Source organism: Streptomyces sp. NBC_00448 (assembly GCF_036014115.1).
GTDB lineage: Bacteria > Actinomycetota > Actinomycetes > Streptomycetales > Streptomycetaceae > Actinacidiphila.
In genome coordinates this window covers 6203110-6218237 of sequence record NZ_CP107913.1, presented here as the reverse complement: position 1 = coordinate 6218237, position 15128 = coordinate 6203110, and the positions used below count along the sequence as shown (strand labels likewise).

General features: G+C 72.5%; 11 protein-coding genes. 4 read left to right on the top strand and 7 right to left on the bottom strand.

From position 1 onward, the window contains the following. Positions 1-71: 71 nt before the first annotated feature. Positions 72-806, bottom strand: coding sequence for a Flp pilus assembly protein CpaB (cpaB, locus tag OG370_RS26815; protein WP_328468566.1), 735 nt, complete (start codon positions 804-806; stop codon positions 72-74). A gap of 12 nt (positions 807-818) precedes the next feature. Next, entirely contained in the window at positions 819-1667 is an 849-nt protein-coding gene (locus tag OG370_RS26810; RefSeq protein WP_328468564.1) for a hypothetical protein, read from the bottom strand. Between the two features lie 362 nt (positions 1668-2029). On the opposite strand from OG370_RS26810, the gene OG370_RS26805 reads away from it, so the two are divergent. Beyond that, on the top strand, positions 2030-3454 hold the full coding sequence (locus OG370_RS26805; protein WP_328474432.1) for a chitinase: 1425 nt from the start codon (positions 2030-2032) through the stop codon (positions 3452-3454). 114 nt (positions 3455-3568) lie between these two features. Here the strand turns inward: OG370_RS26805 and OG370_RS26800 are convergent, their stop codons facing one another. The 3 genes from OG370_RS26800 to OG370_RS26790 form a co-directional block, all read right to left on the bottom strand. Next, positions 3569-4012 (bottom strand): RidA family protein, encoded by a 444-nt coding sequence (locus OG370_RS26800; protein ID WP_328468562.1) that lies wholly within the window; start codon positions 4010-4012, stop codon positions 3569-3571. 101 nt (positions 4013-4113) lie between these two features. Next, entirely contained in the window at positions 4114-4968 is an 855-nt protein-coding gene (locus OG370_RS26795; RefSeq protein ID WP_328468560.1) for an IclR family transcriptional regulator, read from the bottom strand. Next, a complete protein-coding gene (locus tag OG370_RS26790) occupies positions 4965-6068 on the bottom strand; it encodes a sugar kinase (RefSeq protein ID WP_443060896.1) in 1104 nt (367 codons plus the stop codon). Before OG370_RS26790 ends, OG370_RS26795 begins: the two co-directional genes overlap by 4 nt. A gap of 269 nt (positions 6069-6337) precedes the next feature. On the opposite strand from OG370_RS26790, the gene OG370_RS26785 reads away from it, so the two are divergent. Both OG370_RS26785 and OG370_RS26780 read left to right on the top strand, forming a co-directional pair. Continuing rightward, on the top strand, positions 6338-7621 hold the full coding sequence (locus OG370_RS26785) for an alanine racemase (RefSeq protein WP_328468557.1): 1284 nt from the start codon (positions 6338-6340) through the stop codon (positions 7619-7621). A gap of 119 nt (positions 7622-7740) precedes the next feature. Beyond that, positions 7741-9333 carry an N-acyl-D-amino-acid deacylase family protein gene (locus OG370_RS26780; protein ID WP_328468555.1) on the top strand — a complete coding sequence of 531 codons (1593 nt, stop codon included), beginning with the start codon at positions 7741-7743 and terminating at the stop codon, positions 9331-9333. A gap of 36 nt (positions 9334-9369) precedes the next feature. Here the strand turns inward: OG370_RS26780 and OG370_RS26775 are convergent, their stop codons facing one another. Beyond that, the gene (locus tag OG370_RS26775; protein ID WP_328468553.1) at positions 9370-11637 is read right to left on the bottom strand and encodes a KAP family P-loop NTPase fold protein; all 2268 of its coding nucleotides are present in this window, start codon (positions 11635-11637) and stop codon (positions 9370-9372) included. A 117-nt stretch (positions 11638-11754) separates the two neighbouring features. Here OG370_RS26775 and OG370_RS26770 point away from each other — a divergent pair, with 117 nt between their 5' ends. Beyond that, positions 11755-12966, top strand: a complete 1212-nt coding sequence (locus OG370_RS26770; RefSeq protein ID WP_328468551.1) for a pyridoxal phosphate-dependent aminotransferase — start codon at positions 11755-11757, stop codon at positions 12964-12966. Positions 12967-13047: 81 nt separating this feature from the next. Here the strand turns inward: OG370_RS26770 and OG370_RS26765 are convergent, their stop codons facing one another. Then, positions 13048-14940, bottom strand: a complete 1893-nt coding sequence (locus OG370_RS26765; protein ID WP_328468548.1) for a phosphoenolpyruvate carboxykinase (GTP) — start codon at positions 14938-14940, stop codon at positions 13048-13050. Positions 14941-15128 lie beyond the last annotated feature (188 nt).

Here is a 15128-nt window from a genome sequence, read left to right as displayed (position 1 = left end):
CGCGCCCGGCCTCGTCTCGCCCGGCCGGACCACGCCCGGCCCGACCGTGCCCGGCCCGACCGCGCCCGGCCTCATCGCGCGGCTCCCGACGTGGACGCCGCCGACGTGTCGCCGGAGAGCGTGTAGGTGCGGTCGCTGTCCGGCGGGGCCGCGGTGTCACCGGGGGCGACCAGGGCGAGCCGGACGTGTTCCGCGAACGACTCGGCGTACGCGACGCGTTGGGCGTCCTGGGCATCGAGCGCGAAGGTGATCGGGACGCCTTCCTCGGACAGCCGCTGCGCGTCCTCGTTCTTGTCGAACGCCTTGATCTGGCCGACGTCGAGGACCTGCGCGCCGGCCACGATGATCTTCGAGACGTCGGGGTCGGTGTCCTTGCGGCCGGCGAAGGTGGCGAAGATGTTCACCCGGGCGCCGGGGGTGATCTTGCCCGCGACGCCGGTCTCCGCGTCGATCATGATGGCGATCTCCATCTGCCCGGGCTTGAGTTCGGGCCGGGCGGCGACCATGTCGGACTCCAGCAGCGAGCCCTTCTTCAGCGGCACCGCGGCGATCTTCCCCTGGAACTCGCCGAGGTCGCGGACAGCGGTGTCCGGCAGCCACCGTTTCGGCATCGATATCCGGTGCACCTTGGAGGAGTCCAGCGCGGTGTACGCGGGCACGTCCGACGACAGTTCGTACGCCGTCACCTTCTGGCCCACCTGGGAGCGGGCGTTGCTGACGACGGCGAGCACCCCGGCGAAGGCGGCCACCGCGCAGACCACGGAGACCACCAGGAGGACGACGCCACGGCGCTGACGTGAGTTCATGTGCGGGTGGACCTATCGCTTGTGGGGTTCGAGTTGGGGGCGGCGCGGTGTCTCGACCGCCGTGCCGGGCGGACGGGCGGCGTGCTTGGCCGGGGTGCCGCGATCGTTGATCCGGGTGGCGCAGAACAGGCACTGGTCGCCGATGACTTCGAGCCCGCACCAGGTGCAGGTGTCGCGCCGCACCGAGGTGACGAGCTGGTAGAGCATGCCGACGTCGGCGATGTACGCGGTGAACTCGACCAGCCGTGAAGTCCCCCACCAGCGGGCCGAGTCGGGCGGCAGCGGAACCTCGCGCAGATGCTGGGTGCGCCAGCCGGCGGCGAGCGGCCCGGCCACCCAGCCGGGGTCGAGGCCGTTTCCGGCCACCGCGAGCTGCGTCTGGTAGCCGGGCCCGGGCGGCACGTGCTCCGCGTCGGCCTCGCCCAGGTACGGCTCGGGGTGCGCGACCACCGCGAAGTGCCGCCCGGGCACGAGGGACTTGACGTGGCTGCCGACGCTCACCGGCACCCGGTCCAGCTTGCTGACCGACGCGAGCAGCGCGCCGGAGTGCAGGTAGTACGACAGCAGGCGGGCGGCACCGGCCAGCACGCCGGGCCCTAGGTCCGTGCCGGACAGCTGCCGTAACTGCTCGCCGAGCAGGGTGCGGGCCAGCGGCGGCAGGGCCAGCGGCACGATCGCGATCCGGTCGCCCTCCAGCGCGGAGCGGACGGTGTGCATCCGGCGCCGGGCCGGGTCGTCGGCCTCGGCCGGGGCGAGCGCGACCAGGTGGCCGTGCATGTCCAGCGCGGTGGAGGTGCGCACCACCTGCTCCTCCAGCGGGAGCGCGAGGTCGTCCGCGGTCACCGTGATGACGCTCGGCATGCGGCACCCCTCCCCATCTGCGCGCGGCGGTCCGGGTCGAGTGGGGTCCGCCTGGCCGTACGCGGTCGTCAGCTTATCGATGTGTAGCGAGTTGGGCGCGGAAAGTTGCGGATCGAACGAGGTGAACGACCGGTGTCCATCAGAGGTCTTGACAACCGGATTGGTCTGGACCAACTTTCTCCCTATTACGTGTGTCCATGCCATCCGTGGGCACCCGGGTCACCCGCACACCCCACCACCCCCCAACTCCTTGCCCCCAGGAGGCAGTCGTGGAACGTGCATCGCACGCGAATCGAGCGAGCCATGCGAAGTCGAGAGCAACCCTCAAGCGCAGGCTGATCGCCGGGCTGAGCGCCGCGGCCGTGATCGGCTCCGGCGTCGCGCTCGTCACGGAGGGCGCCGCCTCCGCCGCCACCACCAATCTGGTGGCCAACTCCGGCTTCGAGAGCGGCCTTTCCGGCTGGACCTGCTCCGCCGGCAGCGGTGCGGCCGTCTCCACCCCGGTGCACTCCGGGTCGAGCGCGCTGAAGGCCACCCCGTCCGGCAGCGACACCGCCCAGTGCCAGCAGACCATCAGCGTGCAGCCCAACTCCGCCTACACGCTGAGCGCGTGGGTGCAGGGGTCGTACGTCTACCTCGGCGCGACCGGCACCGGCGGCACCGACCCGTCCACCTGGACGCCGAGCGCCTCCTCCTACTCCCAGCTCAGCGTCGACTTCACCACCGGCGCGAGCACCACCTCGGTGACCGTCTACACGCACGGCTGGTACGGCCAACCCGCCTACTACGCCGACGATGTCACCCTGTCCGGCCCGGGCGGCACCGCGACCACCCCGCCGACCACGCCCCCGACGACGCCGCCCACCACTCCCCCCACCACGCCGCCGACCAGCCCGCCGGCCGGCGACCTGCCCAAGCACGCGGTGACCGGGTACTGGCAGGACTTCTCCAACGGCGCGACCGTGCAGACCATCGCGCAGGTGCAGAACCAGTACGACATCATCGCCGTGGCCTTCGCGACCGCCACCACCACGCCCGGCGCGGTCAGCTTCTCCCTGGACCCCTCGCTCAACTACAGCGAGGCGCAGTTCAAGGCGGACATCGCCGCCAAGCAGGCGGCGGGCAAGAAGGTGGTCATCTCCGTCGGCGGGCAGGACGGCACCATCTCGGTGCGCGACTCCGCCTCGGCGACGAACTTCGCCAACAGCGTCTACACCCTGATGCAGACGTACGGCTTCAACGGCGTGGACATCGACCTGGAGAACGGGATCGACCCGACCTACATGTCGCAGGCGCTGCACAGCCTCAGCGCGAAGGCGGGCTCCGGGCTGATCATCACGATGGCGCCGCAGACCATCGACATGCTGTCGCCGTCCAGTGACTACCTGGCCACCGCGCTGAACATCAAGGACATCCTCACCGTCGTCAACACGCAGTACTACAACAGCGGTTCGATGAACGGCTGCGACGGCGGGGTCTACAGCGAGGGCACCGTGGACTTCATCACCACGCTGGCCTGCACCGCGATCCAGGCCGGGCTCGACCCGTCCCAGGTCGGCATCGGCACCCCCGCCTCCACCAGCGCGGCCGGCTCCGGATACGTCTCGCCGTCGGTGGTCGACAACGCGCTCGACTGCCTTGCCAGCGGCACCAACTGCGGCACCTTCCACCCGTCGGCCAAGTGGCCCACCATTCGCGGCGCCATGACCTGGTCCACGAACTGGGACGCCTCCAACGGGAATTCCTGGTCCAACACGGTGGGCGCCCACGTCCACGCGATGTCGTAGGCACGTCTGCACGTCTGCACGTAGGCACGTAGGCACGTCTGCACCAACCGCACCAACACGAAGGGAGCGCCCCGCACTTGGGGTGCTCCCTTCGCCGTGGGAAGAAGCCGCGGTTCAGCCCAGTACGGCCAGCGCGTCGATCTCGATCAGCAGGCCGGCGGGCAGGCCGACGTAGACCGTCGTGCGGGCCGCGGGCGGCTGCTCCAGGTCGGCGAAGTAGGCGTTGTAGAGGTCGTTCAGCTCGGCGAAGTGCGCGGTGTCGGTGAGGTAGACCCGCACCATCACCACGTCCTCCCAGCTCGCGCCGCCGGCGGTCAGCACGGAGTGGACGTTCTCCAGGGTCTGGAGCGTCTGCTCGCGCAGGGTCGGGCCGGCCGGGGTCGGGGCCTGGCCCTCGACGGCGGGCAGGAAGCCGACCTGGCCGGCGACCTGGAGGATGTTGCCCTTGCGGACGCCGTGCGAGAACTTCGCCGGGGGCGCGGTGTGCGTGGGCGGGGTGATCGCGGTCTTGGTCAGGCGCGGAAGCCGGTCGGTGCCGGTCTCGGGCTGGTCGCTCATGCGTCGGTGTCCTCGTTGCTCGGTTCGTCGGGGAGGGGAGTCGTGGGTGGGTCGGGAGACGTGGTGTGGGTCGTGGCGTGGCCGTGGCGCGGGCCGTGGCGTCAGTCGTGGTCCGCGTCGTGGTGGTCCGCGAGGTGCGCGGCGTCGTCGGGGCGGTCGCTCCCATCGGGGCGGTCGCGTCCGTCGGGCTCTTCGTACTCGTCGCGTCCGCTCCCGTGCCTGCCGCACAGTTCCTCGCCCACCGCGTGTGCGGTACGCAGGATCAGCGGGCGTAGCCGCAGCAACTCGTCTGCGCCGACCACCACGTTGGGCGCGGACAGCGACATCGCGGCGCAGACCCGGCCGTCCGGGCCGTGGATCGGCGCGCCGACGCAGTTGATGGACTCCTCGTGGCCGCCGAGGTCGCTCGCCCAGCCCTGCTCGCGCACCCGCGCCAGCTCGGCGAGGAACGCGGCCGCGTCCGGCGTCGAACGGGCGGTGTAGCGCGGGTAGTCCAGCCGTTCGGCGACCGCCCGCCGCTCGGGCTCCGGCAGGTCGGCGAGGAGCAGCTTGGCGACGGCGGCCACCGTGATGGCGACCGGGCGGCCGACCCGGGAGTACATCCGCACCGGGTAGCGGCTGTCCACCTTGTCGATGTAGACCACTTCGCCCTGCTCGTACACCGCCAGGTGCACGGTGTGGCCGGTGCGTTCGTTGAGCGCGGCCAGGTGCGGGTGGGCGATCTCCCGGATGTCCAGCGCCTCGACGGCCTGCTGGGCGAGCGCGAACAGCCGCGCGCCGAGCCGGTAGCGCTGGTCCTGCTGGCGGTAGACCAGGCCGTGTTCGTGCAGGGTGCGCAGCAGCCGCAGCGCGGTCGACTTGTGCACGTCGAGCCGGGTGGCGACCTGTTCGAGCCCGGCCGGCCCCTCGGCGAGCAGCGGCAGGATGCTCAGCGCCCGGTCCACGGTCTGGCTCATCCCGGCACCTCTCCGCCCGCGTCCCGCGTCCACCCCGGGCCCAGCCGCAGTCTGCCCCATGCGGCGTCGTCCAGCGCGGCCAACGCGTCGGTACGGGCCCGGTCCGGCGGAACCGCCAGGTCGTCGGCGACGGTCAGCGCGGCGGCGGCCAGCAGGTGGCCGTGCCGCATCCGGTCCCGCAGCGGCAGCCCGCGCAGCGTCGCGGACAGGAACCCGGCGGCGAAGGCGTCACCCGCGCCGACGTGCGCGACCACGTCCACGGCGGGCGCCGGCACCTGGAGCCGGACGCCGCCCCGCCCCGAATCACCGCCAGGCCCGCCCGAACCGCCCGCGCCGCTCGAACCGTCCAGGACACCCAGGGCGCTCAGGTCCCCCAGATCCCCCAGCCCCTCCGGCAGCTCCGCCCCCGCGGACGTGAACACCGTCGCCCCGGCCGCGCCCTGCTTGACCACGAGCATCGCCGGTTCCGGCAGCGCGGCCCGTACCGCGTCCGCGTCCGGCAGGCCCCACGCCGCCTGCGCCTCGTCCTCTCCGACGAAGACCAGGTCGCAGCCGCGGGCCAGTTCGGCGAGCTGCCACGGGTCGGCGTCGTGCCACAGCGCCGGGCGGTGGTTGACGTCGAAGGAGACCAGCGGGCGGCCCGGTTCGCGGTGGGTGAGGCGGGCCATCAGGGCGCGGCAGCTCGCGGAGAGCGCACCGGTGATGCCGGTCAGGTGCAGCACCCGGCCGGCCCACACGTCGCTCCGGCGGACCAGCGCGGGCGACAGCGCGGAGGCAGCCGAGCCCTTGCGGTAGTAGACGACCTCGGCGCGCTCGGACGGCCCGGCCGCCGTCGTGGCGCGCTCCTGCGCGGTGCGGAAGTAGACGCCGGTGGGCCGGCGCGGGTCGCGCTGCACCGCGCCGACATCCACCCCGGCCGCGGCGATGGTGTCCACCAGGTGGTCGCCGAAACCGTCCGCGCCGACCCGGCTCACCCAGCTCGTGGTGTGCCCGGCGCGGGCGAGCGTGCAGGCCACGTTGGACTCGGCGCCGCCGATGGCACGGTGGAAGGAGGGGACGTCGGCGAGCGGTCCCGGCCGGGAGGGTACGAAGGTGACCATGGACTCGCCCAGGCAGACGACATCGACACGTTCGGCGCTCGGCGTTGCGGTCACGCGGGTCTCCGCTCCTCGTCGGTACGGGCTCGGGCGGGCGGACGGGGCCGGATCGGAGCCGGCGGATCATCGGGCCGGCCGGTCCGGACGCCGTTGACCCCGCGCCGACCAGGATGTTAGACAGCTTGAAACAGAATACGCAACGGACGTTGCACAGGATGCAACGACCGTACGACGCGGCACCGGCACCGCCGGGCCGCTTCCCGGGAGGGTGGATGGACATCGACGAGCGGATCGCGGCACTGGACGCCGAGCGGATCGACCATCGCTTCAAGGCGCTTCCGCCGGACGCCGAGGGGCTGACCGTGGGCGAGCTGGCCGCGCAGCGCCGCAGCCTGTTCGACGGCGGCTTCGGCACGCCGCTGCTCGTGCTGTCCGAGGAGGCTCTGGAGCACAACCTGGCCGCGCTGGAGGAGTACACGGACAAGTACGGCCTGGTCTTCGCGCCGCATGGCAAGACCTCCATGGCGCCGCAGCTCTTCGCCCGCCAACTCGCCCACGGCGCTTGGGGGATCACCCTGGCCGTGCCGCACCAGGTGCGGGTGGCAAGGGCGTTCGGGGTGCCGCGGATCTTCCTCGCCAACGAGCTGGTCGACGCTGCCGCGCTGCGCTGGATCGGCGCCGAGCTGGACGCCGACCCTGACTTCCAACTCATCACCTACGTCGACTCGTTGCGCGGGGTCGAGCTGATGGACGCGGCGCTGCGCGCGGCCGGCGTACGGCGGCAGCTGGACGTCGTGGTCGAACTCGGCGCCGGGCAGGGCGCGCGGACCGGGGTGCGCACCGACCGCGAGGCCGAGGCGGTCGCGGCGGCGGTGTCGGCGGCCGGCACGCTGCGGCTGGTGGGCGTGGCCGGGTACGAGGGCGAGGTGCCCGCGGCCGATCCGGAGCGGGTACGGGCCTACCTGCGCCGGCTGGTGGCGCTCGCCGAAACGCTCGACCGGGCCGGCCGGTTCGCGGACGCCACCCAGATCGTGGTGAGCGCGGGCGGCTCCGCGTGGTTCGACGCGGTCGCCGAAGTCTTCGCGGAGGTACCGGAGTTGTCCCGTCCGGTGCTCCGGCTGCTGCGCTCGGGGGCGTACGTCACCCACGACGACGACCACTACCGGCGGATCACGCCCTTCAACCGGGTGCCGGACGACGGCGACCTTCAGCCCGCCTTCCGGCTGTGGGCGCAGGTCGTCTCCCGGCCCGCACCGGACCAGGCGTTCCTCAACGCGGGCAAGCGGGACGCCCCTTACGACCTCGGGCTGCCGACGCCCCGCACGGTCCGCTCGGCCCGCGACGGCGCGGTGCGCACCGCGCCCGAGGGGCTGGAGGTGGTCAAACTCTCCGACCAGCACGCCTGGTTGAGCGTTCCGCCCGAGGACGGCCTGGAGGTCGGCGACTGGGTCGCGCTCGGCGTGTCCCACCCCTGCACCACGTTCGACAAGTGGGTGCTCATCCCGGTCGCCCGAGCGGACGGCACGGTCACGTCCTACGTCCGCACGTTCTTCTGACCCGTTTCCGACCCGGTGGTACGGCCCGCCCCCTCGCCGCCCGCGACCCGGCGGCCCCGGGGCTGCGGGGGCGGGCCGCCCGCCGGAAACGCTCGATTCGTAAGGGAAGATGGCTGTTCATGGAGCTGGTGGTACGCGGGGCGCGGGTGGTGGACGGGTCGGGCGGCGACTCCTACCGGGCCGACGTCGGGGTGGTCGGCGGGCGGATCACGGAGATCCGGCGGGAGCGGGACAGCGGGGCGCGGCTCGGCGGGCGGCTCGTGGTGGACGCGGACGGGCTGGCGCTGGCCCCGGGCTTCATCGACATGCACGCGCACAGCGACCTCGCGGTGCTGGAGGACCCCGCGCACGAGGCGAAGGCCGCCCAGGGCGTCACCCTGGAGGTGCTGGGGCAGGACGGCCTGTCGTACGCCCCGGTCGACGACGTCACCCTCAAGGAGCTGCGCACCCAGATCGCCGGGTGGAACGGTCCTGGCGCCGACGCGGAGTTCACCTGGCGCAGCGTGGGCGACTACCTGGACCGGCTGGACCAGGGCATCGCGGTGAACGCCGCCTACCTGGTGCCGCAGGGCACCGTACGGGCGATGGTGATGGGCTGGGCGGACCGGCCGCCGACGGAGATCGAGCTGGACCGGATGAAGGAGGAGGTCGCGCGCGGCCTCGCCGAGGGCGCCGTCGGGATGTCCTCCGGCCTCACCTACACCCCGGGGATGTACGCCTCCGACGGCGAACTGACCGAGCTGTGCCGGGTGGTGGCGGCCTACGACGGCTACTACTGCCCGCACCACCGGTCGTACGGCGCCGGCGCGCTGACCGCGTACGAGGAGATGCTCGCGCTCGCCCGCGCCTCGGGGTGCGCCCTGCACCTGGCGCACGCCACGATGAACTTCGACGAGAACACCGGCCGCGCCCCCGAGCTGCTGGCCCTGCTCGACCGCGCCCTGGACACGGGCGTCGACGTCACCCTCGACACGTATCCGTACACCCCGGGCTGCACCACGCTGGTCGCGCTGCTGCCGAGCTGGGCCGCGGAGGGCGGTCCGGAGGCGACCCTCGCCCGGCTGCGGGACGACACCGCGGCCGAGGCCATCCGCCGCGCCCTGGAGCTCGAGGGCTCCGACGGCTGCCACGGGGTGCCCGTCGACTGGTCCACCATCGAGATCTCGGGCGTCACCGACCCCGCCCTGTCCCCCCGCATCGGCACCCGCGTGGACGGCTGGCCCACCGCCCGCCGGCTCCTGCTCGACGATTGCCTGGGCACCACGATCCTGCAGCACGTCGGCGACGAGTCCAACGTCCGTACGATCATGGGCCACCGCGCACACACCGCGGGCTCCGACGGCATCCTGCGCGGCGCCAAACCGCACCCCCGCGCCTACGGCACCTTCCCGGCCTATCTCGGCCACTACGTCAGGGAGTTGGGCATCCTCACGCTGGAGGAGTGCGTCGCGCACCTGAGCGGGCGGCCCGCGGCCCGGCTGCGGCTGCCCGACCGCGGCCTGGTCCGCACCGGCTACCGCGCCGACCTGGTCCTCTTCGACCCGGACACGGTCGCGGCCGGCGCCACCTTCGAGCGCCCGCGCACCTTGCCGACGGGCATTCCGTACGTGCTGGTGGACGGCCGGTTCGTGATGGCCGACGGCCGGCGTACGGGGGTGCTCGCCGGGCGCTCGGTGCGCAGGTCGCCGGCGCGCGGCGGCCGGCGCGGGTGAGGCGGGGACGGCAAGGCGAGCGTCGGGCGGTGCCGCTCAGCCGGAGGCGGCGGGCGGCCCGGCCTGCGGTCGCCGCAGCCCGGCCCACAGCAGGGCGGCCGCCTGGTCCGGGTCGTTGGTGATGTCGGCGTCGAGCCGGTCGGCGGCCAGCCGCTCGTTCGGGGTCAGCGTCGGGGTGTAGAAGACGACGACACCCCGGTAGCCGTCATCGCGGGCGGCCCGGATCAGCTCGAAGCCCCGGCCGGGGGTGCCGAACGCGGCGACATGGCACAGCACGGCCCGCGGTTCGCGGGCGAGCACGTCGGGCCACAGCTCTTCGTAGAAGTCGAAGTCGTGGTCAAGGCCGCCGCGGCGCAGCGCGAAACCGACCGCCCCCGCGGCGCCCGAGGTGAAGCCCGCCACCACCACGACCGGGGGCCGCGCGCCCCGCCCGTCGCCGCCCGGGGACAGGGACGAGGGCATCCGCTGGGCGTACCCGGCGGGCAGCGGATAGTCCACCGGGAAGGTCTCGGTGTCCTGCGGGTCGAGCGCGGGGCTGACCGGATCGACCGGCCCGGCCGGCCGGGCCGCGGGCGGCTGCGTGGTGGTGCGCGGCGACGACTGCGGCGGGCTCGTCGAACGGTTCCCGCCCGGCGAGTTCGCGCCCGGCGAGTTCCCACTCGGCCAATTCCCGACCGGCCGGTCGCCGCCCGACCCGTCTCCGCCCGGCGAGTTCCCGCTCGGCCGGTCCCTATCCGGCCGGCCGGCCCCGGGACGGTCGCCACTGGGCACGCTCGATCCGGGCTCCCCGCGCGCCCCCGGAAGCATCGTCGGCTCGCCGCTGTGCGGCAGCCCCACCATCTCCGGCGCGACCCACCCCGCCGGCGGCTCGGACGGCGGTGCCGGCAGCGGCTCCAGCGGGCGGTCCATCCCTTCCCGCAGCCGCTGGAGCACCAGCTCCGCGCCCTCCAGCTCCCGCAGCCCCCACAGCAGCGACACGAACGTCTGGTCGATGGCCAACGCGGGGAACCGGTCGGGCAGTTCGCCCTCCAGCACGCGCAGGGTGTCCTCGCGGTCGTGCTGGTCCTCCCCCTCCGGCGGCGCCATGGCGTACCGGGCCAGGAAGCCCTCGACCCGCTCCGCGTCCCGCGCCGACCAGTGCGAACCGGCCCGCAGCAGCGCCCGGACCGCGCAGTACTCGAAGAACGTGTCCACCACCTCGGGCTGCGAGCCGGGCTCGTTCTGCGCGGTCATCAACCGGTAGAAGTCGATGTAGAGGTACCGGAGCAGCAGCGTGATGATGACCGCCTCGGTGCTCAGGTCGGACCAGCTCGGGTTGAGGTTCGCCTCCAACAGCAGGCCGTTGACCAGGGTCTTCACCCGGCGCGGGTTGCGGGCTGCCCGGTAGCCCAGCAGCTCCACCAGCTGCTGGTCGAGGAGGTCGGCGATGCCGGCCCGCCCGGCGCAGCTCCATACGTAGTGCTGGATGTCGCGGTTGCCGGGAGCGGGGATGCGGTAGCTGGTCTGGAAGATCTTCTCCATGAAGGCCGCGCCGGCCGGCGTGAGGTTGCGCAGCATGCCCTCCTCGCTCATTGCCTCGCGGTCGCAGCCGATCACGAAGGCGAGGCCCGGCACGTCCAGGTAGACCTTGAGCGCCTCGCACAGCGCGAGCACCGTCTCCTGGGAGCAGCGGTCGAGGTCGTCGATGAAGACCACCAGCAGCCGGCCGGGGGCTCCCGGGTGCGGCGCGGCCGTCCAGTCCGCCACCATCTTGCGCAGCGCGTCCCGCATCCGGTTGCGCGCGGTGGCGTCCACCGACAGGGCGCGCCACAGCGCGTCCACCATGCCCGCCACGCCCAGCGGCCCCGCGGCCACCAGCGTGAGCGCGCGGACCACCCTGGCCAGGCCGCTGCCGCCCTGCAACCGGCGCAGCGCGCGGCGCAGGACGTTCGGGTCGAACTGCGCCAGCACGGACTTGATCAGCCCTTCGAGCGCGTCGGCCCCGGTCGAGCTCCAGGCGTTGTACCAGACGGTGTGCACGCCGTCGGTGTCCTGGAGCTTGGCGTCGACCAGCCGCATCAGGCTGCTCTTGCCCATCCCCCAGCCGCCCTCCAGCGCGAGGGTGAAGGGCGTGGAGCGCCGGGATGCCAGCAGCAGCGCGGACAGCTGCTCGGCCACCCACCGGGCACCCAGTTCGTCGTCCTGGGCACCGGTCACCGGCTCGTCGTTGAGCAGCACCAGCCCGCTGCGGGCGCCCTCCCCCATCCGTACCGTGCCGGGCGCGGCGGGCCCGGGCCGGCCGCCGTGCGGCGGTTGGATCGCCATCCCCCGAGTCTCCCAGCCTTGGACCCCCCCAGGGGCGGGGCCCGGCGAAATCCGTCCGGTGTCCACGTGGTGGAAAACACCGCGCGGCTCCCGTGACGCCGCCGTAAGGTGACCGACATGCAGGTGATTCAGTCCACGAAGCTCGCGAACGTCTGTTATGAGATCCGGGGTCCGGTTCTTGAGGAGGCGATGCGGCTGGAGGCGGCCGGGCACCGCATCCTGAAGCTGAACACCGGCAACCCGGCGCCTTTCGGGTTCGACTGCCCGCCGGAGATCCTGGAGGACATGCTGCGCACCTTGGGTGACGCGCATGGCTACGGGGACGCGAAGGGGCTGCTGTCGGCGCGGCGCGCGGTGATGCAGCACTACCAGACCAAGGGCATCCCGCTGGAGGTCGAGGACATCTACCTCGGCAACGGCGTGTCCGAACTGATCCAGATGTCGATGCAGGCGATGCTCGACGACGGCGACGAGGTGCTGGTCCCCGCCCCCGACTACCCGCTGTGGACCGCCTCGGTCTCGCTGGCCGGCGGCACCGCGGTGCACTACCGCTGCGACGAGCAGTCCGACTGGATGCCGGACCTCGCCGACATCGAGCGCAAGGTCACCGACCGCACCAAGGCGATCGTGGTGATCAACCCGAACAACCCCACCGGCGCCGTCTACGACGACGAGCTGCTGCGCGGCATCACCGACATCGCCCGCCGGCACCGCCTGGTGGTCTGCTCCGACGAGATCTACGACAAGATCCTCTACGACGACGCCACCCACACCCCCACCGCCGCGATCGCCCCCGACCTGCTCACGCTCACCTTCAACGGGCTGTCGAAGGCGTATCGCGTGGCCGGTTTCCGCAGCGGGTGGATGGCGGTGTGCGGCCCGAAGAAGCACGCCGGCAGCTACATCGAGGGCCTGACCATCCTCGCGAACATGCGGCTGTGCGCGAACATGCCCGCGCAGCACGCCATCGCGACCGCGCTCGGCGGCCACCAGTCGATCAACTCCCTGGTCCTGCCCGGCGGCCGGCTGCGGGCGCAGCGCGACGCCACGTACGAAGCGCTGATGGAGATCCCCGGCATCAGCTGCGTCAAGCCGAAGGGGGCGCTGTACGCCTTCCCGCGGCTCGACCCGCAGGTGTACAAGATCAAGGACGACCGGCAGATGGTGCTTGACCTGCTGCGCGCGGAGAAGATCATGATCGTGCACGGCACCGGGTTCAACTGGATCGAGCCGGACCACTTCCGCATCGTCACGCTGCCGCGCGCGGAGGACCTGCGCGAGGCGGTGGGCCGGATCGGCCGCTTCCTCGACGGCTACAGCCAGCCGTAACAAGCGCTCCAGTCGTAGGAGCTCCAGCCGTAAGAGCTGTTTCGCAGGGGCGCGGGGTCCTTCCCCCGCGCCCCTCACCGCTTACCCCAGTCGCTCGACCAGCGAGCGGTACTCCGTCCACAGCTCCGGAGGGGTGTGCTCCCCGAAGGTCTCCAGGTGGGCCGGGATGAGCGCCGCCTCCTGCCGCCAGATGTCGCGGTCGACGCTCAGCAGCAGTTCGAGGTCGGCCGCGGACAGGCCCAGCCCGTCCGTGTCGAGAGCGCCCTCGGCCGGTAGCACACCGATGGGGGTGCGCACCCCCTCCGCCTGGCCGTCCAGCCGCTGCACGATCCACTTCAGCACGCGGCTGTTCTCGCCGAACCCGGGCCACACGAAGCGCCCGTCGGCGTCCTTGCGGAACCAGTTGACGTAGTAGATCCTCGGCAGCTTCGCGGGGTCGTGCTCCTTGCCGAGCTTGACCCAGTGGCCGAAGTAGTCGCCCATGTTGTAGCCGCAGAACGGCAGCATCGCGAACGGGTCGCGGCGCAGCTCGCCGACCTTGCCCTCGGCGGCGGCGGTCTTCTCGCTGGCGACGTTCGCGCCGAGGAAGACGCCGTGCTGCCAGTCGAAGGACTCGGTGACCAGCGGCACCGCGGAGGCGCGGCGCCCGCCGAAGAGGATCGCCGAGATCGGCACGCCCTTGGGGTCCTCCCACTCGGGCGCGATGATCGGGCACTGGGCGGCCGGCACGGTGAACCGGGCGTTGGGGTGGGCGGCCGGGGTGGCGCTGTCCGGCGTCCAGTCGTTGCCCTTCCAGTCGGTGAGGTGGGCCGGCGGCTGCTCGGTCATGCCCTCCCACCACACGTCGCCGTCGTCGGTGAGGGCGACGTTGGTGAAGACCGAGTTGCCGTACATGGTCTTCATCGCGTTGGCGTTGGTGTGCTCGCCGGTGCCGGGGGCGACGCCGAAGAAGCCGGCCTCGGGGTTGATCGCGTAGAGCCGGCCGTCCGCGCCGAACCGCATCCAGGCGATGTCGTCGCCGATGGTCTCCACGCTCCAGCCGGAGACGGTGGGCTCCAGCATGGCGAGGTTGGTCTTGCCGCAGGCCGAGGGGAAGGCCGCGGCCACGTACCGGGCCTCGCCGTGCGGGGGTGTCAGCTTCAGGATCAGCATGTGCTCGGCGAGCCAGCCCTCGTCGCGGGCCATCACCGAGGCGATCCGCAGCGCGTAGCACTTCTTGCCGAGCAGCGCGTTGCCGCCGTAGCCGGAGCCGTAGGACCAGATCTCGCGGTCCTCGGGGAAGTGCGAGATGTACTTGGTCGCGTTGCACGGCCACGGCACGTCGGCCGCTCCGTCGGTCAGCGGGGCGCCGACGGAGTGCACGGCCTTGACGAAGGCGCCGTCGGTGCCGAGTTCGTCGAGCACCGCGCGGCCCATCCGGGTCATGGTGCGCATGGACACCGCGACGTAGGCGGAGTCGGTGATCTCCACGCCCATCGCGGACAGCTCCGAGCCGAGCGGGCCCATGCAGAACGGCACCACGTACATGGTCCGGCCGCGCATGGCGCCGCGGAACAGGCCGCCCTCGCCGCCCTCCCGGCTCTCGCCGCTCTCTCCGCTCGTGCCGGCACCGCCGCTCGTGTCGCCACGCCCGTGGTCACCCTTCCGGCCGGTGAAGATCTCCCGCATCTCGGCGGGTGCCTTCCAGTGGTTGGTCGGGCCCGCGTCGGCCTCGCGCCGCGAGCAGATGAAGGTCCGGTCCTCGACCCGCGCCACGTCGGTGGGGTCGGAGGCCGCGTAGTACGAGTTGGGGCGCAGGGTCGGGTCGAGCCTGGTGAAGGTGCCCTTGGCGACGAGTTCCCCGGCGAGCCGGTGGTACTCCTCCTCCGAGCCGTCGCACCACACGACCTCGTCGGGCTGGGTGAGTTCGGCGATCTCGCCGACCCAGTTGATCAGTTCCTGATGGTTGGTGGGAGCCGCATTGCCGCGCGCCACGATCGCTCCGTCCCGCCGGGTCCGCACAGACCGGCGTGGTGTGAGGGTGTTGTCTCGGCCCCTTGGGGGCTGCGGCCCGGACGCGTTCGTGGAGTGCTCATCCGGTGCCGACCGCACTCATATGAGTGTGGTCCCGGCGAAATGATTCTGTCCAGACCACCCAGCGTGAGCATTACCACTCGGAGGGC

Bases quoted from the DNA above. Each gene is read 5' to 3' on its own strand.
- cpaB (WP_328468566.1), bottom strand. From the start codon at position 806: ATGAACTCACGTCAGCGCCGTGGCGTCGTCCTCCTGGTGGTCTCCGTG.
- OG370_RS26810 (WP_328468564.1), bottom strand. From the start codon at position 1,667: ATGCCGAGCGTCATCACGGTGACCGCGGACGACCTCGCGCTCCCGCTG.
- OG370_RS26800 (WP_328468562.1), bottom strand. From the start codon at position 4,012: ATGAGCGACCAGCCCGAGACCGGCACCGACCGGCTTCCGCGCCTGACC.
- OG370_RS26795 (WP_328468560.1), bottom strand. From the start codon at position 4,968: ATGAGCCAGACCGTGGACCGGGCGCTGAGCATCCTGCCGCTGCTCGCC.
- OG370_RS26790 (WP_443060896.1), bottom strand. From the start codon at position 6,068: ATGGTCACCTTCGTACCCTCCCGGCCGGGACCGCTCGCCGACGTCCCC.
- OG370_RS26785 (WP_328468557.1), top strand. From the start codon at position 6,338: ATGGACATCGACGAGCGGATCGCGGCACTGGACGCCGAGCGGATCGAC.
- OG370_RS26780 (WP_328468555.1), top strand. From the start codon at position 7,741: ATGGAGCTGGTGGTACGCGGGGCGCGGGTGGTGGACGGGTCGGGCGGC.
- OG370_RS26775 (WP_328468553.1), bottom strand. From the start codon at position 11,637: ATGGCGATCCAACCGCCGCACGGCGGCCGGCCCGGGCCCGCCGCGCCC.
- OG370_RS26770 (WP_328468551.1), top strand. From the start codon at position 11,755: ATGCAGGTGATTCAGTCCACGAAGCTCGCGAACGTCTGTTATGAGATC.